This is a genomic window from Achromobacter spanius, from assembly GCF_002812705.1.
Taxonomy (GTDB): Bacteria; Pseudomonadota; Gammaproteobacteria; order Burkholderiales; family Burkholderiaceae_B; genus Achromobacter; species Achromobacter spanius.
The window spans coordinates 5,939,109-5,961,527 of sequence record NZ_CP025030.1 but is presented as its reverse complement, the minus strand read 5'-3'; the positions used below and the strand labels follow the sequence as shown (position 1 = coordinate 5,961,527).

General features: G+C 64.5%; 23 protein-coding genes. 17 read left to right on the top strand and 6 right to left on the bottom strand.

Features of this window, described 5'->3' with window-relative positions; translation table 11 throughout:
• Nucleotides 1-13 precede the first annotated feature (13 nt).
• Nucleotides 14-895 (bottom strand): protease HtpX, encoded by an 882-nt coding sequence (gene htpX / locus CVS48_RS27095; protein WP_100857138.1) that lies wholly within the window; start codon nt 893-895, stop codon nt 14-16.
• A 153-nt stretch (nt 896-1,048) separates the two neighbouring features.
• Between htpX and CVS48_RS27090 the strand changes: the two genes are divergently transcribed.
• A complete protein-coding gene (locus CVS48_RS27090) occupies nt 1,049-1,903 on the top strand; it encodes a DMT family transporter (RefSeq protein WP_100857137.1) in 855 nt (284 codons plus the stop codon).
• Between the two features lie 31 nt (nt 1,904-1,934).
• Nucleotides 1,935-2,801, top strand: coding sequence for a sulfurtransferase (locus tag CVS48_RS27085; protein WP_100857136.1), 867 nt, complete (start codon nt 1,935-1,937; stop codon nt 2,799-2,801).
• A 126-nt stretch (nt 2,802-2,927) separates the two neighbouring features.
• Here CVS48_RS27085 and CVS48_RS27080 read toward each other — a convergent pair whose 3' ends face one another.
• Together CVS48_RS27080 and CVS48_RS27075 are read right to left on the bottom strand one after the other, a co-directional pair.
• Nucleotides 2,928-3,497: a phosphonate degradation HD-domain oxygenase gene (locus CVS48_RS27080; RefSeq protein WP_100857135.1), complete on the bottom strand. Its 570-nt coding sequence runs from the start codon at nt 3,495-3,497 to the stop codon at nt 2,928-2,930.
• A 52-nt stretch (nt 3,498-3,549) separates the two neighbouring features.
• Complete coding sequence (locus tag CVS48_RS27075; protein ID WP_100857134.1) at nt 3,550-4,413, bottom strand: LysR family transcriptional regulator; 864 nt, start codon at nt 4,411-4,413, stop codon at nt 3,550-3,552.
• 147 nt (nt 4,414-4,560) lie between these two features.
• Between CVS48_RS27075 and CVS48_RS27070 the strand changes: the two genes are divergently transcribed.
• From CVS48_RS27070 to CVS48_RS27050, 5 genes are all read left to right on the top strand, one after another.
• Nucleotides 4,561-5,715 carry a putative 2-aminoethylphosphonate ABC transporter ATP-binding protein gene (locus CVS48_RS27070; RefSeq protein WP_242001144.1) on the top strand — a complete coding sequence of 385 codons (1,155 nt, stop codon included), beginning with the start codon at nt 4,561-4,563 and terminating at the stop codon, nt 5,713-5,715.
• The gene (locus CVS48_RS27065; protein ID WP_167401061.1) at nt 5,693-7,492 is read left to right on the top strand and encodes a putative 2-aminoethylphosphonate ABC transporter permease subunit; all 1,800 of its coding nucleotides are present in this window, start codon (nt 5,693-5,695) and stop codon (nt 7,490-7,492) included. Before CVS48_RS27070 ends, CVS48_RS27065 begins: the two co-directional genes overlap by 23 nt.
• Nucleotides 7,493-7,507: 15 nt before the next feature.
• On the top strand, nt 7,508-8,338 hold the full coding sequence (phnX, locus tag CVS48_RS27060) for a phosphonoacetaldehyde hydrolase (RefSeq protein WP_100857133.1): 831 nt from the start codon (nt 7,508-7,510) through the stop codon (nt 8,336-8,338).
• A 139-nt stretch (nt 8,339-8,477) separates the two neighbouring features.
• Complete coding sequence (locus tag CVS48_RS27055; protein ID WP_100857132.1) at nt 8,478-9,500, top strand: putative 2-aminoethylphosphonate ABC transporter substrate-binding protein; 1,023 nt, start codon at nt 8,478-8,480, stop codon at nt 9,498-9,500.
• A gap of 13 nt (nt 9,501-9,513) precedes the next feature.
• Nucleotides 9,514-10,644 (top strand): TIGR03364 family FAD-dependent oxidoreductase, encoded by a 1,131-nt coding sequence (locus tag CVS48_RS27050; RefSeq protein WP_100857131.1) that lies wholly within the window; start codon nt 9,514-9,516, stop codon nt 10,642-10,644.
• A gap of 90 nt (nt 10,645-10,734) precedes the next feature.
• On the opposite strand, the gene CVS48_RS27045 is transcribed toward CVS48_RS27050, so the two are convergent.
• The 3 genes from CVS48_RS27045 to CVS48_RS27035 all read right to left on the bottom strand — a co-directional run bounded on the left by CVS48_RS27045 (nt 10,735) and on the right by CVS48_RS27035 (nt 14,406).
• Entirely contained in the window at nt 10,735-11,880 is a 1,146-nt protein-coding gene (locus CVS48_RS27045) for an aromatic ring-hydroxylating oxygenase subunit alpha (protein ID WP_100857130.1), read from the bottom strand.
• 294 nt (nt 11,881-12,174) lie between these two features.
• Nucleotides 12,175-13,185, bottom strand: a complete 1,011-nt coding sequence (locus tag CVS48_RS27040) for an acyltransferase (RefSeq protein WP_100857129.1) — start codon at nt 13,183-13,185, stop codon at nt 12,175-12,177.
• 252 nt (nt 13,186-13,437) lie between these two features.
• Nucleotides 13,438-14,406 carry a Bug family tripartite tricarboxylate transporter substrate binding protein gene (locus tag CVS48_RS27035; RefSeq protein WP_100857128.1) on the bottom strand — a complete coding sequence of 323 codons (969 nt, stop codon included), beginning with the start codon at nt 14,404-14,406 and terminating at the stop codon, nt 13,438-13,440.
• 168 nt (nt 14,407-14,574) lie between these two features.
• Here CVS48_RS27035 and CVS48_RS27030 point away from each other — a divergent pair, with 168 nt between their 5' ends.
• From CVS48_RS27030 to rplI, 10 genes are all read left to right on the top strand, one after another.
• Nucleotides 14,575-15,429: an IclR family transcriptional regulator gene (locus CVS48_RS27030; RefSeq protein ID WP_100857127.1), complete on the top strand. Its 855-nt coding sequence runs from the start codon at nt 14,575-14,577 to the stop codon at nt 15,427-15,429.
• Between the two features lie 82 nt (nt 15,430-15,511).
• Nucleotides 15,512-15,778 carry an exodeoxyribonuclease VII small subunit gene (locus CVS48_RS27025; RefSeq protein WP_100857126.1) on the top strand — a complete coding sequence of 89 codons (267 nt, stop codon included), beginning with the start codon at nt 15,512-15,514 and terminating at the stop codon, nt 15,776-15,778.
• Nucleotides 15,779-15,785: 7 nt separating this feature from the next.
• The gene (locus CVS48_RS27020; RefSeq protein ID WP_100857125.1) at nt 15,786-16,697 is read left to right on the top strand and encodes a polyprenyl synthetase family protein; all 912 of its coding nucleotides are present in this window, start codon (nt 15,786-15,788) and stop codon (nt 16,695-16,697) included.
• A gap of 53 nt (nt 16,698-16,750) precedes the next feature.
• Nucleotides 16,751-18,613: a 1-deoxy-D-xylulose-5-phosphate synthase gene (dxs, locus tag CVS48_RS27015; protein WP_100857124.1), complete on the top strand. Its 1,863-nt coding sequence runs from the start codon at nt 16,751-16,753 to the stop codon at nt 18,611-18,613.
• 186 nt (nt 18,614-18,799) lie between these two features.
• Nucleotides 18,800-19,597, top strand: coding sequence for a GTP cyclohydrolase FolE2 (gene folE2 / locus CVS48_RS27010; RefSeq protein WP_050446047.1), 798 nt, complete (start codon nt 18,800-18,802; stop codon nt 19,595-19,597).
• Nucleotides 19,598-19,604: 7 nt separating this feature from the next.
• Nucleotides 19,605-20,528 (top strand): DUF817 domain-containing protein, encoded by a 924-nt coding sequence (locus CVS48_RS27005; protein WP_100857123.1) that lies wholly within the window; start codon nt 19,605-19,607, stop codon nt 20,526-20,528.
• 252 nt (nt 20,529-20,780) lie between these two features.
• Nucleotides 20,781-21,155, top strand: coding sequence for a 30S ribosomal protein S6 (gene rpsF / locus CVS48_RS27000; protein ID WP_006218306.1), 375 nt, complete (start codon nt 20,781-20,783; stop codon nt 21,153-21,155).
• A 51-nt stretch (nt 21,156-21,206) separates the two neighbouring features.
• Nucleotides 21,207-21,530 carry a primosomal replication protein N gene (gene priB, locus CVS48_RS26995; protein WP_050446043.1) on the top strand — a complete coding sequence of 108 codons (324 nt, stop codon included), beginning with the start codon at nt 21,207-21,209 and terminating at the stop codon, nt 21,528-21,530.
• Between the two features lie 119 nt (nt 21,531-21,649).
• Entirely contained in the window at nt 21,650-21,922 is a 273-nt protein-coding gene (gene rpsR, locus CVS48_RS26990) for a 30S ribosomal protein S18 (protein ID WP_006218308.1), read from the top strand.
• A gap of 14 nt (nt 21,923-21,936) precedes the next feature.
• A complete protein-coding gene (rplI, locus tag CVS48_RS26985; RefSeq protein ID WP_100857122.1) occupies nt 21,937-22,392 on the top strand; it encodes a 50S ribosomal protein L9 in 456 nt (151 codons plus the stop codon).
• Nucleotides 22,393-22,419 lie beyond the last annotated feature (27 nt).

The window sequence follows — 22,419 nt, the reverse complement described above, 5'->3', positions numbered from 1 at the left end:
CAACCCGGCGGGGTCAGACCACGCGGGCGTTTTGCAACGCGGCGATGCGTGACGGGATCGGCGGGTGCGAGGCGAACATGGCCGCCAGGCCGCCACGGCCGGTAATGCCCGAGGCTTCAAAGGACTTGGGCAGATCGCCCGGTTCCAGGCCGCCCAGGCGGGCCAGCGCGCGGATCATCGGTTCGCGCGCGCCCATCAGTTGGGCCGAACCGGCGTCGGCGCGGTATTCGCGCTGGCGCGAGAACCAGGCCACGATGATCGAGGCCAGCACGCCGAAGATGATTTCACAGACCAGCACGGTGATGTAGTAGCCCGGGCCGATGCCGCGTTCGTTCTTGAACACCACGCGGTCGATGAAGTAGCCGACCACGCGAGCCAGGAACACGACGAAGGTGTTCACAACACCCTGGATCAAGGTCAGCGTGACCATGTCGCCGTTGGCGATGTGGGCCACTTCGTGCGCCAGCACCGCCGCGACTTCCTCTTCGCTCATGCTTTCCAGCAGGCCGGTCGACACGGCGACCAGCGAGTCGTTCTTGAACGCGCCGGTGGCGAATGCATTGGGCGCGCCTTCATAGATGGCGACTTCCGGGCGGCCGATGCCGGCGCGGTCAGCCAATTGGTGCACGGTGTCGACCAGCCAAGCTTCACGCTGGTTGCGCGGCGCGTTCGGGTCCAGCACTTGGGCGCCGGTGCTCCACTTGGCCATCGGCTTGCTGATCAAGAGCGAGATGATCGCGCCCGTGAAACCCACCACCACCGAGAAGATCAGCAGCGCGTTGAGGTTAAGGCCGTTGGCGGTGATGTAGCGGTCTACGCCCAGGATGCGCAGCGTGGCCGACAGCACGAGCATGACGGCCAAGTTGGTGATGACGAACAAGACAATGCGTTTCATGTTTTTTGTGTTCCTCTGCGAGCGGGAAATACCGGGGTTCGACATAGCGGCGACCCGCCAGTTCCCCGACTCGCCGGCACCGCCCCCGATGGCGAAGAGTATAGTATCGCTTTCCCCTAGTTCCCCCCACTTTTCCCTTAGCGCAGAACCCCAATGCAGGCTCTCTGGATGTTGTTGGCGTCCGCCATGTTCGCCATCATGGGGTCGTTCGTGAAGTTCGGCACCGAACACGGCGCCTCGTTGCCCCAGATCGTGCTTTTTCGGGGGCTGCCTTCGGTTCTTCTCTTGCTGCTGTGGGCGCGCGCCGGCCGCCAATCCATCGTTCCGACCAGTTGGAAACTGCACCTCTGGCGCAACCTGTCCGGCGTGACGTCGATGTGGCTGGGGTTCTTCGCCATCTCGCACCTGCCGCTGGCCACCGCGACCAGCCTGAACTACACCGCACCCCTTTTCATTGCCTGTTGGATGCTGGGCTGGGGCGGCGCGCAGCGCGACGCCGTGCGCATCATCGCCGTGGCCTTGGGTTTCCTGGGCGTGATCGCCGTGCTGCGGCCCAGCATCAATGAAGACCAATGGCTGGCGGCGCTGATGGGAATGGGGGCGGGCGCCATGTCGGCGATTGCCATGCTGCAGATCCGCCAACTGGGCCGGATCGGCGAACCCGAGTGGCGTACCGTGCTGTTCTTTTCCGTGGCGGTCTGCGTGTCCAGCGTTGTCGGGCTGTGGTTCGAAGGCTGGGGCGCGGCGGACTGGCAGGGCTATGCGTCGCTGGTGGGCGTGGGCGTGGCGGGCATGTTCGGCCAGCTTGCCATGACCCGGGCCTTTGGCGTGGGCTCGGCGCTGCTGACGGCGGCGCTGCAATACAGCACCATTATTTTCGCGGCCTTGCTGGGCATGGGCTTTTGGGGCGACCACCTGGATGGTCTGGCCTGGGCCGGCATGGGCTTGATCATCTCCGCGGGCCTGTTGTCGGTGTGGCGCACCATGCGCGACCCCAAGCCGGCCTGACGGGGCTTCCCCCGAACCAGGAGCACACCGAATGACGATGACACTGATTTCCGCCGCCGATCTGGCGAGCCGGCTTGACGCTTCCGACGTGCGCGTAGGCGACGTGCGCGTTTTCGACGTGCGCCACGACCTGACCAACCACGCCGCGGGCCGCCAGGCATACGATGCCGGCCACATCCCCGGCGCCCGTTACCTGGACCACGAAACCGAGCTGGCCGCGCCGCGCACCGGCAAAAATGGCCGTCATCCGCTGCCGTCGCGCGCCGAGCTGGGCGCACTGATGGCCGCCCATGGCGTGACGCCGCAAACGCTGGTCGTGGCCTATGACGCCAGCGGCGGTATGTACGCGGCGCACCTGTGGTGGATGCTGCGCTGGCTGGGCCATGAACGTGTGGTGGTGCTGGACGGCGGCTGGCAGGCCTGGGTGGCCGCCGGGCTGCCGACCACGACCGACGCCGCCCCGGCCGTGCACGCCGGCCAGCCCGTTGAGCCCGGCGCGCCGCTGGTCGCTTCGGTTGACGCGCAGGCCGTGCTGGACAATATCGATCGGCCCGCCTTTACCGTGATCGACGCGCGCGCCGCCAACCGCTATCGCGGCGAAGTCGAGCCGATGGATCCGGTGGCCGGCCACATCCCGGGCGCCCTGAACCGTCCGAACGGTGAAAACCTGCAAGCCGACGGCAGCTTCAAATCCGCCGAGCAACTGCGCACTGAATTCGACGGCTTGCTTGGTGGACGCGAACCTGGCGCCATCGTGCATCAGTGTGGCTCGGGCATTACCGCCTGCCACAACCTGCTGGCCATGGAAATCGCGGGCCTGTCCGGCTCGCGGCTGTACCCGGGCTCCTGGAGCGAGTGGTGCAGCGACCCGTCGCGCCCGGTGGCAAAGGGCGCCTGAGGCGCAACGGCGGCGCACAAAAAAACCAGGGTTCGCACCCTGGTTTTTTTCGTCTCCGAGGCGATCCCCCTGTGGCTACTGTCGGGCTATTCCACCTGCGGCCCGTGCCGGGCGTTTCCGCCCGCGCTACCAGATCGCCGCCAGCTTGACCCGCCCGGACACGCTTTCCGCGATCTCCAGGAAGTGGTCCAGCGGAGGCGTGGCCAGCCCCGGCACCTTGGCCATGTCGTCCCAGCGCCGCAGGCGGATCGCATCGGGCGCGCCCGGCATGCTGGCGAAATCCACCGCCTGGCCGGCATCGAAACTGCCGCCTTGCAGCGCCAGGCTGCGCTTGGAATCCTCCGACAGCGAGGCTTCGTATTGCGGCTCGACATAGCAGAGGTAGCGCTTGGCTTCCACGTGCAGGCGGATCGGGTCCAGCACGGCCGAACTGAACAGCCCGCGCAGGAACGGCAGCACGAAATACTGGTGCTTGTCGTCAACGCCGCGCAGCGTGGGGGTGCCCGGACGGTCGGCGATCAGGTGGCCCAGATCATGCAGCAGGCAGGCGGTGATGAGCGAGGCGTTGGCGCCATGGCGTTCCGCCAGCGATGCCGTTTGCAGCGCATGCCGCAAATGGCTGACGGACTCGCCATGGTAGGAACGGTGTCCGCGTTCCAGGAAAATCTGTTCGATGTCTTGCAAGGTCAAGGCCATGGTTGTCTCCTGAGTGGCCGCAAGGGGGAGGGGGCGGGCAGTGACCTGACGGTCAGCCGGCTGCCGGCGCCATCTCCAGAAAGCGCGCGATCAACTGCACCGGTTGGCGCTCGCGCAGGCAGTACAGGTATTCGTGCATCACGATCTCGGCCCCCTGGATGTCCAAGGCCGCCAGGTCGGGGTGCGACGGGATTTCACGCGAGGGGATCATGCTGATCCCCAAGCCGCACAGAATCGCCTGCCGGATGGATTCCCGGCTGCCGATCTCCAGCGTGCGGCGCACGGTGACGCCCGCCGCCGCCAGCGCGTCTTCGGTCAACTGGCGCGTCATGGAGCCGGGCTCGCGCAGCAGCAAGGCGTGGTCGGCCAGATCGGCCAGCCGAACCTGCCCGCGCCGCGCCAGCGGATGGTCCCGATGGGTGACCACGCGGATCGGATCGGCCGCGATCATCCTGCGGTACAGGTGCTTGTCATCCATCAGAAAGGAAGACGTGGCAATCTCGATGCGGTAGTCGTGCAGCGCTTGCAGCATCGACTGCGAATTTCCGATGGTGACCGCCAGGTCGATGCCCGGGTAGCGCTGGTTGTAGCGGCGCACCGTGTCCATGATGTAGAAGGGGCCGGTCGCGCCAATGCGCAGATTGCCTTCGCGCAGGTCGCTGGCGTCGCGCAGGCGGAAGTCGATCTCGGTTTCCTGTTGCACCAGCTTTTCCACCATGGGCATCAGGCTTTGTCCCGCATCCGACAGGCGCATGCCCCGGCCCTGCCGGTGGAACAGTTCGATGCCGTAGCGCGATTCCAGCTGACGCAACTGCCCCGTCACGGTTGGTTGGCTGACACCCAGTTGGGCGGCGGCCTTGGTGACGGTGCCGCAGCGGGCCACGGCGTAGAAGGATTTGAGTTCGGCGACAAGCACGATGAGGGGGGGCGGGAAAGGGACGCAATGCGCAAGACCGCCAGTACACCAAAATAATTTGATGTTTTTATTACTGCATTTGCGCGAAGTGTCATAAACGCTCAATACGCGCCTTCCATACTGGCTTCGTTCCAATCTGGAGGCAGCATGCCCCAAGCAAACAACGACCTTTTCCCCGCCGGGCCGCCCCAAGGGGAAAACGCCCCCTCGGGGGGCAGAGAGCCCCAGCATGGGGCGAAGCGTGGGGGCTTTCTTACGGTTCGAAATCTGGTCAAGCGTTTTGGCAGCCATACCGCGCTGGCCGACGTCTCGCTGGATATCCGCGCCGGAGAACTGGTGTGCCTGCTGGGCCCGTCCGGCTGCGGCAAGACCACGCTGCTGCGCGCCATCGCCGGCCTGGAACGCCAGGACAGCGGTGCAATCGTGCTGTCGGGCCGCGATATTTCTTACGCCGAGCCCCAAGAGCGCGACTACGGCATCCTGTTCCAGTCCTACGCGCTGTTTCCCAACCTGACCGTGGCCCAGAACGTAGCGTACGGCTTGAGCGGCAAGCGGGCGCACCGCAATCACGTCGCCAACCGCGTCGAGGAAATGCTGAGCCTGGTCGGCCTGACTGGGGCCGCGGACAAATACCCCGGGCAGATCTCCGGCGGCCAGCAGCAGCGGGTGGCGCTGGCGCGCGCACTGGCTCCGTCGCCGTCCCTGTTGTTGCTGGATGAGCCGATGTCGGCGCTGGACGCCCGGGTGCGCGAGCATCTGCGGATTGAATTGCGCGCGCTGCAAAAGCGCTTGTCGATCACGACGCTGATGGTGACGCATGACCAGGAAGAGGCCATGGTGATGGCCGACCGCATCGCCGTCATGAACGGCGGCGTCATTGAGCAATTCGGAACGCCGCGCGAACTCTACCGCCAGCCGGCATCGGCCTTTATCGCCGATTTCGTGGGCGAGGCGAACTGGCTGCCGTTCGAGCGCATCGACACCCATCGCGCCCGCGTCGGCCGCCAGGAACTGGCGGTGGATGAGGCGCTGGACGGCAAGTCCGGCAAGCTGTTCGTGCGCCCCGAAGCGGTGCGCGTCAGCATGGCGCGCTCGGAAAAACCCAACTCTATGCTGGCCGATGTGCTGGACGGCGTATTCCTGGGCCGGGGCTATCGCCTGGCCTTGCGCCTGGAAGGCGTGCCCGGTTCCACCGTGCATTCCATCGTGTCCCCTGAAATCGGAGACGCCCTGTTGGGCCCTCACGCCGCCAGCCGTTGCTGGGTGGAGCTGCCGCGCCATGCGATTCGCGCCTACGCTTGATTCCGCCATGACCGGATCGCCTTCCGTGGCCGAACTGGCCCCCACCCCGGCTACCACCCCCGCGCCGACCGTGCCCGCTTTGGGCCGGCGTCCCATGCCCGCGTGGATAGGCGCGCTGGGTCTGACGACGGGGCAGGGTGCGCTGGTGCTGTTTCTGGTGCTGTTCCTGGCGCTGCCGCTGCTGGCCATCCTGGCCAAGTCCGTGACCGACAGCGACGGCGACTGGGCCGGCCTGTCGGTGGTCTCCGGCATCATCGGCGCGGATGGCTTTCTTGCCATGGTCGGGCGCAGCCTGACCGTGGGCGTGGTGACGATGCTGCTGGTGGTGCCTTGCGCCTATGGCTTTGCCTACGGCCTGACCCGCACCCGCTTGCCGGGCAAGGGCTTGCTGCGCACCATCGCCTTGCTGCCCTTGCTGGCGCCGTCGCTGTTGCCCGGCATTGCGCTGGTCTATCTGCTGGGCAACCAGGGCCTGCTCAAGGGCCTGACGGGCGGCGCCACCATCTACGGATTCTGGGGCATTGTGGTGGGCGAGGCCTTCTACACGTTTCCGCATGCGCTGATGATTCTGCTGACCGGCCTGACGCTGGCCGACGGCCGGCTGTACGACGCGGCGCGTGCCATGGGCGCGGGCCCGTGGCGCACCTTCCTGACCGTGACCTTGCCCGGCACGCGCTATGCGGTGTTCTCGGCCTGCTGCGTGGTGTTCACGCTGACCGTCACCGATTTCGGCGTCCCCAAAGTGGTGGGCGGCGACTACAACGTGCTGGCCATGGAAGCTTACAAGGCCGTCGTCGGACAGCAGAACTTTCCCAAGGGCGCGGCCATCGGCATCCTGCTGTTGCTGCCCGCCTTGCTGACCTTTGTGTTGGACCGCCGGCTGCGTGCCCGCCAGGGTGCGCAGATGAGCGGCCGCGCCCAGCCCTACGCGGCGGGCGCCAACCGACGCCGCGATGCCGCCTTCCTGCTGCTGGCCGGCATACTGGCCGCGTTCCTGCTGCTGATCATCGGCGTGGCCGTCTGGGCCTCGTTCGTGAAGATGTGGCCGTACAACCTGTCGATGTCACTGCGTTCCTACGACTTCGACAACATGGACGGGGGCGGCTGGCTGGCCTGGCGCAATAGCTTGCAACTGGCGCTATGGACCGCCTTGATCGGCACGGCCGTGGTGTTCGTGGGCGCCTGGATGATGGAAAAGGTGCCGGCTCGCGGTTCGGTGGCTCGCGGCCTGCGCGCCACGGTAAGCATGCTGGCCTTGATGCCGATGGCCGTGCCCGGCCTGGTGCTGGGCCTGGGCTACATCTTCTTCTTCAACAGCCTGATGAACCCGCTGAACCTGCTGTACGGCACGATGCCGCTGCTGATTCTGTGCACGGTGGTCCACTTCTACACCAGCGCGCATCTGACGGCGGCCACCGCGTTGAACGCCCTGGACCCCGAGTTCGAAGCCGCTTCGGCGTCGTTGAAGGTGCCGCGCATGAGGACGTTCCTGCGCGTCACGCTGCCCATGTGCCTGCCCGCCGCGCTGGACGTTGCCCGCTACCTCTTTGTTTCCGCCATGACGACCGTGTCGGCCGTGGTGTTCCTGTACAGCCCGTCCACGGTGCTGGCCGCCGTCGCCGTGCTCAACATGGACGACGCCGGCTTCATCGGCCCGGCCGCCGCCATGTGCACGGTGATCATGGCCAGTTCCGCCACGGCGGCCCTGCTGCTGCATCTGGCAAGCCGCGCGCTGGTTGCGCGCAGTCAGGCATGGCGCCGCCCCGTGGCCCTTTGAACGCTTATTTCTAGGATGACCCTCATGACTGTTTCAACCTTGCCCGTCCAACTGGAAGCCGTCATCTTTGACTGGGCCGGCACGCTGGTGGACTTCGGTTCGTTTGCGCCCACCAAGGTGTTCGTGGACGCCTTCTCGCAGTTCGGCATGGATGTGTCGCTGAAAGAAGCCCGTGGCCCCATGGGCATGGGCAAGTGGGACCACATCCGCGCCCTGTGCGATCAGCCCGCCATCGCCAGCCAGTACCAGGCCCAGTTCGGCCGCTTGCCTTCCGATGACGACGTCACCGCCATCTACGACCGCTTCCTGCCGATGCAACTGGAGAAGGTGGCGCAGTATTCAGCGGCTATTCCGGGCGCGGCCGAATTGCTGCGCGCACTGCGCCAACACGGCTTGAAGATCGGCTCGTGCTCGGGCTACCCCGATAGCGTCATGCGCCGGGTGGTCGAGCGCGCGGCGTCCGAGGGTTTGGAGCCGGACTGCATCGTGGCCAGCGACGATGTGCCGCGCGCGCGCCCGGCGCCTGCCATGGCCTTGAAAAACGTGGTCGAACTGGGGCTGTCCGATGTGGCCGGCTGCATCAAGGTCGACGACACCGCGCCCGGTATCGAGGAAGGGCGGCGCGCCGGCATGTGGACGGTGGGGCTCTTGTTGTCGGGCAACGCCGCCGGCCTGACGCTGGACGAATATCTGAGCCTGGATGAGAACGGCCGCGAGCGCGCGCGCGTCGAGGCACGCGCGGAGCTGTCGTCCGCCCACCCGCATTACCTGATCGACACGGTGGCCGACCTGCCCGCCGTGATTACCGACATCGAAGCCCGTCTGGCGCGAGGCCAACGACCCTGAACTAAAGCCATCAGCCTGATTACTTTCTGCCCGGCGTAGCCGGACTTAACCCTGCTTTTTTTTATCGCGACCGCGGTCGGCATCGTCCAACCGTGGCGGCGACCTTCACCCTTTTTTCCGCTCATTCACGGAGTTCCTCATGAATCGCTACAAGCTGCTTGCCCTGGCCACCGCCCTGACGGGCATGATGGGCGCCGCCTCCGCCGAGACCACGCTGACGGTCTACACCGCGCTCGAAGCCGACCAGATCAAGGTCTATCAAGCCGCGTTTGAAAAAGCCAACCCTGACATCAAGATCCAGTGGGTTCGCGATTCCACGGGCATCATCGCCGCCAAGCTGCTGGCGGAAAAGAGCAACCCCAAGGCGGACGTGATCTGGGGCTTGGCGGGCACGGCGCTGGGCCTGATGGACAAGGAAGGCATGCTGCAACCCTACGCCCCGAAGGGCCTGGACCAGATCGCCGCGAACATGCGCGACGCCAAGGCTGAGCCGTCGTGGGTCGGCATGGACGGCTATGCCGCCGCCATCTGCTTCAACACCATCGAAGCCGAAAAGCAAAAGCTGCCCAAGCCGACCTCGTGGCAAGACCTGACCAAGCCCGTCTACGCCGGCAAGATCGTCATGCCGAACCCGGCGTCTTCGGGCACGGGCTTTTTGGACGTCAGCGCCTGGTTGCAGATTTTTGGCGAAGAGAAGGGCTGGGCCTATATGGATGCCCTGCACAAGAACATTGGTTCGTACACGCACTCGGGCTCCAAGCCGTGCAACATGGCCGCCGCGGGTGAGTTCCCGATTGGCGTGTCGTTCGACTACCGCGCGGCCAAGCTGAAGGCCGATGGCGCGCCGGTTGAAGCCGTGTTCCCGTCGGAAGGCCTGGGCTGGGAAGTGGAAGCCACCGCCATCATGAAGGGCACGAAGAACCTGGAAGCCGCTCGCAAGCTGGCTGACTTCTCGGCCAGCCGCGAAGCCAACGAACTGTACAAGGCCAACTTCGCGGTGCTGGCGATTCCGTCCATCGCCACGGCCAACCCGAACCTGCCGGCTGACCTGACCAAGCGCATGATCAAGAACGACTTCGTGTGGGCCGCCACGAACCGTGAACGCATCATCGCCGAGTGGACCCGCCGCTACGACGGCAAGTCCGAGCCGAAGAAGAAGTAAGGCGTTGCCCGCGATGAAAACTTACGACGTGATCGTGGTGGGCGCGGGCATGCTTGGCATCGCCCACGCCTGGGCGGCTGCCAAGCGCGGCCTGTCGGTGGCGGTCATCGAGCGCAGCCGCCAGGCGCACGGCGCCACCATCCGCAACTTTGGCCAGGTCATCGTGACGGGCCAGCCGCCCGGCATGATGCTGTCGCACGCCCAACAGGCGCGCGAGCTGTGGCTGGACCTGGCCGCCAAGGCAGGCTTTCATGTGCGGGCCAACGGCGCGCTGGTGCTGGCGCGCAACCTGGACGAGGCCCGCGTGCTGCAGGAATTCGCGGACACGCGGCTGGCGCAGGAAGGCTATCGCGCCAACCTGCTGTCGGCGCGCGAGGTGGCCGGCTTGTATGGCGGCCAGCTTGCGCACCACTGCCTGGCGCTGCGTGGCCATGACGACCTGCAGATCTATTCGCGCGAGGCCTTGCCGGCCATGACCCGCTACCTGGCCGAGTCGCTGGGCGTGACGTTCATTACCGGCACGCTGGCGCGCGCAGTGGAAAACGGCCTGGTCGGCACCACGGCCGGAGACTTCCAGGGCAAGCATGTTTTCGTGTGCCCCGGCCATGACTACCTGACGCTGCTGCCCGAGCGTTTCGCGCCGCTGAACCTGGAAGTCTCGCGCTTGCAGATGCTGCGCGCGGCGTTCGACACCAACGCCATCGCCTTGGACCGCCCGGTGCTGACCGGCCTGTCGTGCGTGCATTACGGCGCGTTCTCGGACCTGCCCACGGCGCAGGCGCTGCGCCAGGTGATCCAGGAACGCACGCCGATGCTGGTTGAAAACGGCATCCATCTGCTGATCAGCCCCACGCCGAACGGGGAACTGATCATCGGCGACTCGCATCGCTATGGGCAGGATGCGTTCCCGTTCAACGACGAGGCGGTCGACAACGCCATGCTGGACCTGGCGTCGCAGGCCCTGGGCGCGCGCTTGCGTGTGCTGGAGCGTTGGCAGGGCGTGTATGGCGCACACGGACCGGCGCCGTTCTCGGTCATGCCGGTGGACGCCGCCACGACGGTGGCGGTCATGCATTCCGGCGTCGGCATGACGGTGGGGCTGGCGATCGGCGAACGCACGGTGGCGGGTGTGATCGGACATTGACGGGCACGGGCAGGCACTTGCCGCGTGCAATGAAAAGGGCCTCGCGAAACATCGCGAGGCCCTTTGTTTTTTTTCGACTGCAAACCCGGTTCAAAGGTCTTGCATGATGCGTCGATACCATTCGTGGAAGTGCTGCATGCCGTCTTCCATCGGTGATTGGTAAGGACCGGCTTCATTCACGCCGCGCAACATCAGTGCCCTGCGGCCGGCGTCCATGCGTTCGGCGATTTCATCGTCTTCGATGGCCGTTTCCATGTAGGCGGCGCGCTGGGCTTCGACGAATTCGCGTTCGAACGCCGAGATTTCCTCGGGGTAGTAGAACTCGACAACGTTCACCGTTTCCTGCGGGCTCTTCGGGTACAGCGTGGACAGCACCAGCACGTGCGGGTAAAGCTCGATCATGTGGGTCGGAAAGTACGTGACCCAGACCGCGCCGAAGTCGGGCGCATCGCCTTCGCGGAACGACAGCAGGCGGTCGTGCCATTGCTTGTACACGTCTGAACCCGGTTGGGCCAACGCATTGTGCACGCCCACTTTTTGCAGGCTGTACCAGTCGTTGAATTCCCAGGTCAGGTCGTCGCAGGTAACGAAACGGCCCAGGCCTGGGTGGAACGGCCCGACGTGGTAGTCCTCGAGGTAGACCTCGATGAAGGTCTTCCAGTTGTAGTTGCACTGATGCACTTCAACGTGATCGAGCACGTAGTCGCCGAAGTTGAACTCGGGGCGCGAGAACAACGGGGCCATGTCAGACGCCGGGTCGCGCGGGCCTTCAAACAGCAAGCCGTGGCAATCGCGCAGGCGAAACTTCTGCAGATTCATGCAGGGGGTAGTCTCGAACTGAGGCGCGCCCAACAACTCGCCTTGGTTGTTGTACGTCCAACGGTGCAGCGGGCAGACAATATTGCCGCCGGTTGCCTTCAGATTGCCTTGCGTATTGCAGTTGCCGGCCACATTGCCGGCTTCGCCGCCCAGCATCAATGCCTGACGATGGCGGCAGACATTTGAGATGAGTTCAACGCCTTGCTGGTTACGAACCAGCACGCGCCCCCCGTTTTCCTGGACCAACGACCGCCAATCCCCAATCTCGGGCACTACTTTCTGGTGTCCGACGTACTGCGAGGATTGCTTGAAAATGAGTTCTTGCTCGCGGGCAAAGAGGGCTTCGTCAAAGTAAGCGCTGACGGGTAGCTGGGTGCGAGCTGGCACGACATGTGCCATCCGACCGATGTCGGTCATGATTCCCTCCGCTCGGATAAAAAAGCCAGGACGGTTTGAGCTCTGCCAAGCGTTTTTGTTCAAGCCCAGCGTTTTCAGGAAACCGTCCTGAAAACCGCTTGGAGCTCAACGATGAGCTTGGCTACATACGTGCTGGCGCGAAGAAAAATCGGTGTCTGGCCGATCAAATAAGCCGTGAATTGTACCCCAAGGGTCTCCCTCACGCCCGGGAAGATGGACGAGGCTTCATCCAGTGTTCACGGGGCCTGCCGGCCCCGTGCGGCCGTTCGATTAACCCTTCGCTGCGTAGGTCTTTCAGACGAGCTTGCGCGTGGCGGGATGGCGTCTTAGCAACCAGCTGCTGGCCGCCGACAAGACAAAGACCGCAAGAGTCAGCAAGGGGACTGCCCAGGCGTCGCGTGGGCTGCCGGAAATGGCGCCGGCGCGGCGGGCCACGTCCAGGAATACGGGGTGGATCAGATAGATGCCGAAGGTCAGGGGCGCCAGGGCGGCCAGGCGCGGCAGGCGGGGGGAGTCCACGATCCACTGGAATGCGGCCAGCGACATGAAAGGCACAGTCAGGCTGAAGTAGTCGTAGAAGTACGTGTCCAGGTTATGGCCGTCGGACATCAGGTTCACGCCCAGGGCGGTGGCGGCCACGCTGGCCAGCAGCACCAGGCCTGGGCGGGGAATGCGCATGTCGCCATCGAAAATCAAACGGCCGGCCACGAAGTAACCCAGATACGGCAGAAACCAGGTCAGGAAGAATCCATGCGGCGCGCCCAGCGCGCGCCGGTACAGCGCGTCCAGAATCGCCACGCCCAGAATGCCCACCACCCACAGCGCGCGCCCGCGCGGCGTGCTGCGCGCATACAGAAGACGGGCCAGCGGGGCGAACAGGTACAGGCCCACGATCATGTACAGGTACCAAAGGTGGTAATACGGTTCGCCTTGCGCCACCTTGCGCGGCCAGAACGAAAAATCGATACGGCCATCGTCCCACCAGTCCAGGCCCGTGCGCCAGGTCAGGTAGAACAACGTCCAGAACAAGAGCGGCGCGCAAATACGCGCCATGCGGCGGCTATAGAACTTGCGGGCGTCATGCGGCTTGTTCGGGTCCAGCAGCAGGGCGCCGCTGACCATCACGAACACGGGCACGCACCAGCGTGCCGCCGAGTCGTAGAGATTGGCGGCCAGCCAGGCGCCCTTGCCGTAGGCCGCCGGGTCACTGACGATCAGCGCCGCGCTGTGCAGCAGGACGACGGCCACGGCCGCCAGCCAGCGGGCGGCATCCAGGCGGGCATAACGGTCTTCGGTCAAAGGCATCGGGCTCCCGCTGGGTGTTTTCTCTTTTTCACCTTAGCAGTGCGCAGCCCCCGGCTTCTGTATCCAGCGGTTAGGCAAGGCATAAAAAACCGACAGGGCCCAAACGGGCGCTGTCGGCGGAAAGGTCGGCGGGGCGCGTGGCTGGCCGCCTGTTCGCGGGCCGGCGGGACCGCGAACGATTTGTCACGAAACCGTTTGCGATAAGCCGCCAGGCGGCTTACGGCAGACGGGTCACTGCTTCCTACAGACGACTTACTGCAAAACGATATTGGCTTGCTTGATCAGTTGCGACACGATGGGCTGTTCGGTCTTGATCTGCTTGTCGAGCTCGGCGGCCGTACCCGAACGCGGGTCGATGCCCATGTCCAGCATGCGCTTCTTCACGCCTTCGTCCTTCAGCGTTTCGGTCAGCGCGGCTTGCAGCTTTTCCAGCACCGGGGCCGGCGTGCCCTTGGGCGCGACAAAGCTGAACCACGCCGTCATGTCGAAGTTGGGATAGCCCTCTTCGGACAGGGTCTTCAGATTGGGCTGCGTGGCCAGGCGCGACGGGCTGGTAATGGCGAACACCTTGACCTTGCCGGCGTCTGCTTGCGGCATGCCGGTGGCGACCATGTCAAAGAACAGGTCCACATCGCCGCTGATCAAGGCCGGCAGGGCTTGCGTGGCGCCCTTGAATGGCACGTGCAGGATGTCGATGCCGGCGCGCGACTTGAACAGTTCACCCGCCAGGTGCGACGAGGTGCCGGGGCCGAAGGTGGCAAACGTCAGCTTGCCCGGGTTCTGCTTGGCATAGGCCACCACGTCCTGCGTGCTGTTGAAGGGCTGCTTGGGGCTGGACAGCAGCACCAGGGGGCCGACCCCGACCATGCCGATACGCGCGAAGCTGTCCGGGTCGTAGGGCAGTTCCTTGTACAGATAGCGGTTCGTGACAAGCGTGGAGTTGGTGGCCATCAGGATCGTGTAGCCGTCCGGTTGCTCGCGCGACACATAAGCCGCGCCGATGGACGTGCCCGCGCCGGCCTTGTTTTCCACGATCATGGATTGGCCCAAGGTCTTGGCCATGCGTTCAGCCAGGATGCGGGTCAGCACATCGGTGGCGCCGCCGGCCGGGAAGGGCGAGATGATCTTGATGGGCCGGGCCGGATAGGTCTCGGCTTGCGCGCCCAGCGCGGCCGCGCCTAGAACCAAGGTAGCCAGTAGTTTGATGCTCGTGCGAATCATGTTTTCCCCTTGAAATCGCGTGCGTGAGTGGATCGCCGGGCCTGGCTTGGCGGCTGCGCGGTGAAGCGCGTTGCGGTGCTTGCCAGGTCTCCTTGGATGCTTTAAATTCCGCCTTATGGAATTTAGTTTTGTCATTCGAAATAAACTATAAAAACGAAGCGTAGTGAAATGCAATCTTTTTCTGACTCCAAGCGTGTCATCCACGCCGCCGCCAAGCCGGACGAAAAGCTGGAACTGAGCCAGCCGGCACGCCGCAAGCGCGCGGCGGGCGTGGGCGAGGGCGCCAGCTCGCCGGACTTCATTACTGCCCTGGCGCGCGGCTTGGACGTATTACGTTGCTTTCGCCATGGCGTGGCGGCGCTGGGCAACCTGGACCTGGCCCGCTTGACCGGGCTACCCAAGCCCACCATCAGCCGCATCACGTACACGCTGACCGAGCTGGGTTACCTGCGCTATCACCCCGACACCGGCAAGTACTCGCCGGGCTATGGCGTGTTGGCGCTGGGCTTTGGCCTGTTGGCCGGGCTGGAAGTGCGCGAACTGGCCAAAGCGTCGATGACCGACCTGGCCCGCGACACGGGGGGCGCGGTCGCCTTGGGCGCCTTTGATGGCGATGCCATGACGTATGTCGAGGCGATCCACGGGTCGTCGGCCTTGTATCTGCGCCTGCCCGTGGGCTATCGCGCCAGCCTGGACAGCGCCATGGGGCGCGCATACCTGGCCAGCCTGCCGCAAAGCGCCTGTGATGAGGAAATGGCGCGCCTGGGCCAGGCGGCGCCCCCCGCCGATGCGATCTTGCGCGCCCGCACCGAGCTCCAGGAATCGGGCTGCTGCTTCGCGCTGGGCGAATGGCAGTCGGGCATCAACGCCGTGGCGGTGCCGTTCACCTCGATTACCGGCGAAGGTGTCTTCGTCATGAGTTGCGGCGGTCCGGCAAGCCTGCTGCCGGAGCCTGACTTGCGCGCGCGCGTCGGGCCGGCGTTGCGCGCCGCGATCGTGGGGTTGGCGGGGGCCGCGGCCTGATCCCTGCGGCGCATCCGGGTCTGATTTGGCTATCTCGTACAATTCACAAATTGATCCACCCCTAGCGCCCTCGGAGACCCGTTTGGCCAACCCCGCACAAGCCGATCCGCAGATTGACGACCGTCCCCTGCCTCAAGATTTCGAAACGGCCCTGGCCGAGTTGGAGTCCTTAGTGGCGGCCATGGAAGACGGCTCGTTGCCGCTTGAGCAATCACTGACCGCCTACCGGCGCGGCGTGGCGCTGACGCGGGTCTGCCAGGAACGCTTGGCGCAGGCCGAACAACAGGTCAAGGTTCTGGAAGGCGACCTGTTGCGCCCGCTCGACCCGGCGGCGCTGGATGACGAATAAGAATCCGATGAAGCAAACTCAACTCCCCTTTGCGGAGTGGTTGCAGGGTCGCGTGCGGCACGTCGAAGACGTCCTGGACGACCTGATGCCCCCCGCGGACGTGCTGCCTGTCCGCCTGCATGAAGCCATGCGCTATGCGGTGCTGGGCGGTGGCAAGCGCGTACGCGCCGCCATGGTCTACGCCGCGGGGCAGGCCTGCCCGGTCAGCGGCAGCGTGCTGGCCATCGAGGCCTCGCTGGACCGCGCCGCCGCTGCGGTTGAATTGATCCACGCTTATTCGCTGGTGCATGACGACCTGCCTTGCATGGACGACGACACCCTGCGCCGTGGCCGCCCTACAACCCATGTGCAGTTTGACGAAGCCACCGCCATGCTGGCGGGCGACGCCTTGCAGCCGCTGGCCTTCGACTTGCTGGCCTCGATGCCCATCGCGCCCGCGCTCATCGTGCAGGCGACCCAGTCGCTGGCGCGCGCCGCCGGCAGTCAGGGCATGGCGGGCGGTCAGGCCATTGACCTGCTCAGCGTCGGCCATTCGCTGTCGCGCGACGAACTCCAGACCATGCACAGCATGAAGACGGGCGCCATGCTCGCGTGCAGCGTGGCCCTGGGCGGCATCGTGGCGGGCGCCAGTTCGGCCTCGCGCCAGGCGCTGGACGCCTACGCGCAAGCCATGGGCCTGGCGTTCCAGGTGGTGGACGATATTCTGGACGTCACCGCCGACACGGCCAGCCTGGGCAAGACGCCGGGCAAGGACGCGGCGGAAAACAAGCCTACCTACGTATCGCTGCTGGGCCTGTCCGAGGCGCGCGAGTTTGCCGAGGAATTGCGCGTGGCCGCGCGGGCGGCGCTGGAGCCCTTAGGCGACGCGGGCTTGCGTCTGGCGCAATTGGCTGATTTCATCGTCCTTCGAGACCGCTGATCCGTGACAAGCCCGGCCTGGGTTCAGGCCGGGGCAACGAACCCCATAAAAGCATGACGACTGATTTATTGGACCGCATTCAATCCCCGGCCGACCTCAAGCGCCTGGATCGTCGCGAGCTGAAAAAGCTTGCCGACGAACTGCGCGGCTTTGTGCTGGAGTCGGTATCCAAAACGGGCGGACACCTGTCGTCCAACCTGGGCACGGTCGAGCTGACGCTGGCCCTGCATCAGGTGTTCGATACACCGCATGACCGCATCGTCTGGGACGTGGGCCACCAGTCCTATCCGCACAAAATCCTGACCGGCCGCCGCGCCGGCATGGCGCAGTTGCGGCAGCAGGGTGGCATTTCGGGCTTTCCCAAGCGCAGCGAATCCGAGTACGACGCCTTCGGCACCGCGCATTCGTCCACGTCGATCTCGGCGGCACTGGGCATGGCGGTGGCCTCGCGCAATGCGGGCGTGCAACGCCAGCACATCGCCGTCATCGGCGACGGCGCCATGTCCGCGGGCATGGCGTTCGAGGCCATGAACAACGCGGGCGTCACGCCCAACATCAACCTGCTGGTCATCCTGAACGACAACGACATGTCGATCTCGCCGCCAGTGGGGGCGCTGAACCGCTACCTGGCGCGCCTGATGTCGGGCCGCTTCTACGCCACCGCCAAGAACGTGGGCCGGGCCGTCTTGCAGCACGTGCCGCCGGTGCTGGAACTGGCGCGCCGGTTTGAAGAACATGCCAAGGGCATGGTCACGCCGGCCACGCTGTTCGAAGAGTTCGGCTTCAACTACGTCGGCCCCATCGATGGGCACGACCTGGACGCGCTGGTCCCCACCCTGCAGAACCTGAAGGCGTTGCAAGGCCTGCAATTCCTGCATGTGGTCACCAAGAAGGGGCAGGGCTACAAGCTGGCCGAGGCCGATCCGGTGCTGTATCACGGGCCGGGCAAGTTCGATCCTGCGGTCGGTATCCAGCAATCCAAGGCGCCGGGCAAGCGCACGTTCACGCAGGTGTTCGGCCAGTGGCTGTGCGACATGGCCGAGCAAGACCCGCATCTGGTCGCCGTCACGCCGGCCATGCGCGAAGGCAGCGGCCTGGTTGAATTTGAAAAGCGCTTTCCGCTCCGTTATTTCGACGTGGGCATCGCTGAGCAGCACGCCGTGACGTTCGCGGCCGGCGTGGCCTGCGAAGGGCAAAAGCCCGTCGTGGCGATTTACTCCACCTTCATGCAGCGCGGCTACGACCAGTTCATCCACGACGTCGCGCTGCAAAACCTGGACGTGACGTTCGCGCTGGACCGCGCCGGTATCGTCGGCGCTGACGGCGCCACCCACGCCGGCAATTACGACATCGCCTTTCTGCGTTGCGTGCCGAACATGGTGGTGGCCACACCTTCCGACGAAAGCGAAACCCGCTTGTTGCTGTCGACCTGTTATCAGCATCCCGGCCCGGCCTCGGTGCGCTATCCGCGCGGCGCAGGCTGTGGCGCCCCGGAAGGCACGAGCTTGGACACGGTGGAACTGGGCCGAGGCGTGGTGCGGCGCGAAGGCAAGAAGATCGCCATCCTGGGTTTTGGCACGCTGGTGCAAGCGGCGCTTGCCGCGGCGGGCAAGCTGGACGCCACCGTGGCCGACATGCGCTTCGTCAAGCCGATCGACCTTGACCTGATCCTGGACCTGGCGCGGCGTCACGACGCGCTGGTCACGATCGAAGACGCCTCGATCATGGGCGGCGCCGGCAGTGCGGTGCTTGAAGCGCTGAGCGCCGCGGGCGTGCAGATTCCGGTGCTGCAACTGGGCCTGCCGGACGTCTTTATCGACCATGGCGACCAGTCGGCCTTGTTGGCGGGCATTGGCCTGGATGCCGCCGGCATCGAGCAATCGATCCGCAATCGTTACGCCGATCTGCTGGCTTGAAGCTGGCGCGGCATCCGGTCGGGGGCGGCGCCCTCGTCCGGATTTGCAACACACTGTTCCGCCCCAACCGACCTACGGATAGAAGGGTTTTCCCTGGCGGTCACGGGGCTTTGAGCGATAATGGCCCCCTCTTAAAGTTTCCTAGGCCGTGCGCGAGCGACTGGTTGCCTAGACAGGTAAGCTGAAATGAATTCTCCGATCGACCCCGCCATCGTGATGCCCGACGTCCAAAGTTCGGCGGACACCCGGCACATCCCGATCCAGCGCGTGGGCATTCGTGGCGTGCGCCACCCCATGCTGATTGAAAGCGGTGACGGTTCGCCCCAAGGCACCGTTGCCAACTGGACGCTGACCGTGGCGCTGCCGCCCGAAGAAAAGGGGACGCATATGTCCCGCTTCGTGGCGCTGCTGGAAAAGTATCGAAGCACGCCCATGACGCCGGCCTTGTTCCGCGCCATGGCGGCCGACATGCTGCCCTTGCTGCACGCCGAACGCGGTGACATCACCGCGGCGTTCCCGTACTTCATCAACAAGTCGGCTCCCATTTCCGGCGTGCAAAGCCTGCTGGACTACGAAGTCCAGTGGATCGCGCGCGCTCAGGGCGACAGCGTTGAATTCGAGCTCGTCGTGCAGGTGCCGGTCACCAGCCTGTGCCCGTGTTCGAAGGCCATCTCGGAATACGGCGCGCACAACCAGCGTTCGCACGTGACCGTGTCGGCCATCCTGAACGGCGACATCAGCATGGACGGTGTCATCCGCCTGATCGAAGAAGAAGGTTCGTGCGAACTGTGGGGCCTGCTCAAGCGCCCCGACGAAAAGTACGTGACCGAACGCGCCTACGACAACCCCAAGTTCGTCGAAGACCTGGTGCGCGACGTGGCCGCGCGCCTGACCGCGCACCCCGGCATCGCCCGCTACCGCGTCGAAGCCGAGAACTTTGAATCCATCCACAACCACTCGGCGTACGCCGTCGTGGAAGGCTGAGCTTCCCGTGCACCATCCGGCGGCCAACGACTGGCCGCTTATCGCGGGGCTGCAAGCCTGGGAATCGCGGCTGGCCAATAACTTGGCCGGCCGCGGTCGTTTGGGCGTGGCGCTCTATGAGTTCTTCCGCTTTGGCGTCAAGCAGGCCTGGGCCTGCCTGTTCGGCGGGCTGATGTGCGCGCTGCTGCTGGGCACGCACTGGTGGTATCCCAAGGACGCGCTGCTGGCGCGCTACGACTTCCTGACGCTCGCTGCGCTGGGCATCCAGGCCCTGTTGCTGCTCTTGCGCATGGAGACCTGGAGCGAGGCCCGCGTGATCCTGATGTTCCATGTGGTCGGCACAGGCATGGAAATCTTCAAGACAGCGGCGGGGTCATGGATCTACCCCGAGGCCAGCGTACTGCGCATCGGCGGGGTGCCGCTGTTTACCGGCTTCATGTATGCGGCGGTGGGCAGCTACCTGGCGCGGGTGTGGCGGCTGTTCGACTTCCGGTTTCGCGCCCATCCTCCCATGGTCGCCACCGTGGCCTTGTCGGTGCTGATCTACGTGAACTTCTTCGCGCACCACTTCATCATGGACTTCCGGTGGGTGCTGTTCGCGCTGACGGCCGTGCTGTTCGCGCGGACCTGGGTGTATTTCCGCATATGGCGCGTCTACCGCCGCATGCCCTTGCTGCTGGGCTTCGTGCTGGTGGCCTTGTTCATCTGGTTCGCCGAAAACATCGGCACCTTCGCCAACGCCTGGCGCTATCCCAACCAGTCGCACGCCTGGCAATGGGTCTCCATCGCCAAGCTCGGGTCATGGTTTCTCTTGATGATCATCAGCTACGTGATGGTCAGCGTGGTCAATCGGCCGCGTGAAATCGATGTTGCCGATCTGCCGCAAACGGTTGATACGGGCGGCGGAAAAGCTCCGTCCCTGATTTCCTGACGCCCCAGTCGCTTGCGAAGCGATGCTCAATCGGTAATAATCGAGGGCTTTCTTGCTCGACCGCCCATGGTTTTTGGGTAGCGGGCTGCCCCTTGCGGGCTAGTTGTCTTTTGCTGATTTGGATAAAAGCAGTGGCTGCCGTGGCAAACCCGGTGGCAAACCCGGTGGCAAATCCAAATACGCAACCACCCATGATGGAAAGCGCGGGTGCAAGACGCTTGGCCAGCAAGACATCCTCAAGGAGTTTTACTCATGCGTCACTACGAAGTAGTGTTTATTGTTCACCCCGACCAAAGCGAGCAAGTGCCCGCCATGGTCGAGCGTTACCAAGCGCTGGTCACGGGCCAAGGCGGCTCGGTTCACCGCCTGGAAGACTGGGGTCGCCGTCAACTGGCCTACCCGATCCAGAAGCTCGTCAAGGCTCACTACGTTTGCCTGAACATCGAGTGCGGCCAAGCCACGCTGGATGAGCTGGAACACTCGTTCCGCTACAACGACGCCGTTCTGCGCCACCTGGTCATCAAGACCAAGAAGGCCCAGACCACGCCCTCGATCATGATGAAGTCGGTTGAGCGCGAAGAAGCCCGTAAGGCTTCGGCTGAAGCTGTCGCGGTTCAGCCCGAGTAAGCAGGGCTCACGCAGAGCTCAACTCATGAAGTCCCCTCGGTGCCTGGCAGGATGAATAAGCTGGAACTCAGCGCCCGCGTTCTTGAATGCGAGCCTTTGCGCCACACTCCCGCCGGTTTGCCCGCACTGGAAATGGTGCTGGCACACGAGTCTGAAGTCATCGAAGCCGGCCACCCGCGCCGTGTTGAATTGACGATCACGGCCGTGGCATTGGGCGATCTGGCGTTGCTGTTGAAAAACACCGCGTTAGGGTCTGAATTGCTGGTGCAGGGGTTTTTGGCTCCCGTCCGCAAAGACTCGGTGAAGATCAAGCTGCATCTGCAGCAGGCACGCAAGATCAGCGGCAGCGCAGGACGCGATCCGCAGGTGGCTTGAAAGGGTTGAGCAAGAGGTGCGAGAGCGCCTTCTGAATACGGATAGGTTATGGGGTGCTGGGCCCGGTTTTCAAAAAACCCCGGGTAAAACCCGCCCCCTCAAACATAGAGGCACATATCATGGCTTTCTTCGGAAAACGCAAAGAAAAACGCAAATTCACGCAGCAGAACCCGCTCTTCAAGCGTCGTAAGTTCTGCCGCTTTACCGCAGCCGGCGTCGAAGAGATCGACTACAAGGATCTGGACACCCTGCGCGACTTCGTGCAAGAAAACGGCAAGATCATCCCGGCTCGCTTGACCGGCACCAAGGCAATCTACCAGCGTCAGCTGGACACGGCCATCAAGCGCGCGCGCTTCCTGGCTCTGTTGCCTTACACCGACAACCACAACTAATCCGGGGCACTGAAATGCAAGTTATTCTGCTCGAAAAAGTCCTCAACCTGGGCAACCTGGGTGAAGTCGTCCGCGTGCGTGACGGTTACGCCCGCAACTTCCTGATTCCCCAGCGCAAGGCCCGTCGTGCTACCGACGCCGCCCTGAAGGAATTCGAAGCGCGTCGCGCCGAACTGGAAAAGGCCCAGGCTGAAAAGCTGGCCGCCGCCCAGGCTCTGGGTGAGCGCATCGCCGGCTTCCAACTGAAGATCGCTCAGAAGGCCGGCGTTGACGGTCGTCTGTTCGGCTCGGTGACCAATGCCGACATCGCTGAAGCGCTGAAGAAGGCTGGTTTCGAAGGCGTTGAAAAGGGCCAAGTGCGCCTGCCCAACGGTCAACTGAAGTCGGTTGGCGAGTTCCCGATCCAGGTCGCTCTGCATGCTGACGTTGTTGTTGACGTCACGGTCCTGGTTGAAGGCGAACTGTCCTAAGCCGGTACCCGCGGTAAAAAGAAGCCG

Coding starts and splice junctions, on each gene's coding strand:
- htpX (WP_100857138.1), bottom strand. CDS start 895: ATGAAACGCATTGTCTTGTTCGTCATCACCAACTTGGCCGTCATGCTC.
- CVS48_RS27090 (WP_100857137.1), top strand. CDS start 1,049: ATGCAGGCTCTCTGGATGTTGTTGGCGTCCGCCATGTTCGCCATCATG.
- CVS48_RS27085 (WP_100857136.1), top strand. CDS start 1,935: ATGACGATGACACTGATTTCCGCCGCCGATCTGGCGAGCCGGCTTGAC.
- CVS48_RS27080 (WP_100857135.1), bottom strand. CDS start 3,497: ATGGCCTTGACCTTGCAAGACATCGAACAGATTTTCCTGGAACGCGGA.
- CVS48_RS27070 (WP_242001144.1), top strand. CDS start 4,561: ATGCCCCAAGCAAACAACGACCTTTTCCCCGCCGGGCCGCCCCAAGGG.
- CVS48_RS27065 (WP_167401061.1), top strand. CDS start 5,693: ATGCGATTCGCGCCTACGCTTGATTCCGCCATGACCGGATCGCCTTCC.
- phnX (WP_100857133.1), top strand. CDS start 7,508: ATGACCCTCATGACTGTTTCAACCTTGCCCGTCCAACTGGAAGCCGTC.
- CVS48_RS27055 (WP_100857132.1), top strand. CDS start 8,478: ATGAATCGCTACAAGCTGCTTGCCCTGGCCACCGCCCTGACGGGCATG.
- CVS48_RS27050 (WP_100857131.1), top strand. CDS start 9,514: ATGAAAACTTACGACGTGATCGTGGTGGGCGCGGGCATGCTTGGCATC.
- CVS48_RS27045 (WP_100857130.1), bottom strand. CDS start 11,880: ATGACCGACATCGGTCGGATGGCACATGTCGTGCCAGCTCGCACCCAG.
- CVS48_RS27040 (WP_100857129.1), bottom strand. CDS start 13,185: ATGCCTTTGACCGAAGACCGTTATGCCCGCCTGGATGCCGCCCGCTGG.
- CVS48_RS27035 (WP_100857128.1), bottom strand. CDS start 14,406: ATGATTCGCACGAGCATCAAACTACTGGCTACCTTGGTTCTAGGCGCG.
- CVS48_RS27030 (WP_100857127.1), top strand. CDS start 14,575: ATGCAATCTTTTTCTGACTCCAAGCGTGTCATCCACGCCGCCGCCAAG.
- CVS48_RS27020 (WP_100857125.1), top strand. CDS start 15,786: ATGAAGCAAACTCAACTCCCCTTTGCGGAGTGGTTGCAGGGTCGCGTG.
- dxs (WP_100857124.1), top strand. CDS start 16,751: ATGACGACTGATTTATTGGACCGCATTCAATCCCCGGCCGACCTCAAG.
- folE2 (WP_050446047.1), top strand. CDS start 18,800: ATGAATTCTCCGATCGACCCCGCCATCGTGATGCCCGACGTCCAAAGT.
- rpsF (WP_006218306.1), top strand. CDS start 20,781: ATGCGTCACTACGAAGTAGTGTTTATTGTTCACCCCGACCAAAGCGAG.
- priB (WP_050446043.1), top strand. CDS start 21,207: ATGAATAAGCTGGAACTCAGCGCCCGCGTTCTTGAATGCGAGCCTTTG.
- rpsR (WP_006218308.1), top strand. CDS start 21,650: ATGGCTTTCTTCGGAAAACGCAAAGAAAAACGCAAATTCACGCAGCAG.
- rplI (WP_100857122.1), top strand. CDS start 21,937: ATGCAAGTTATTCTGCTCGAAAAAGTCCTCAACCTGGGCAACCTGGGT.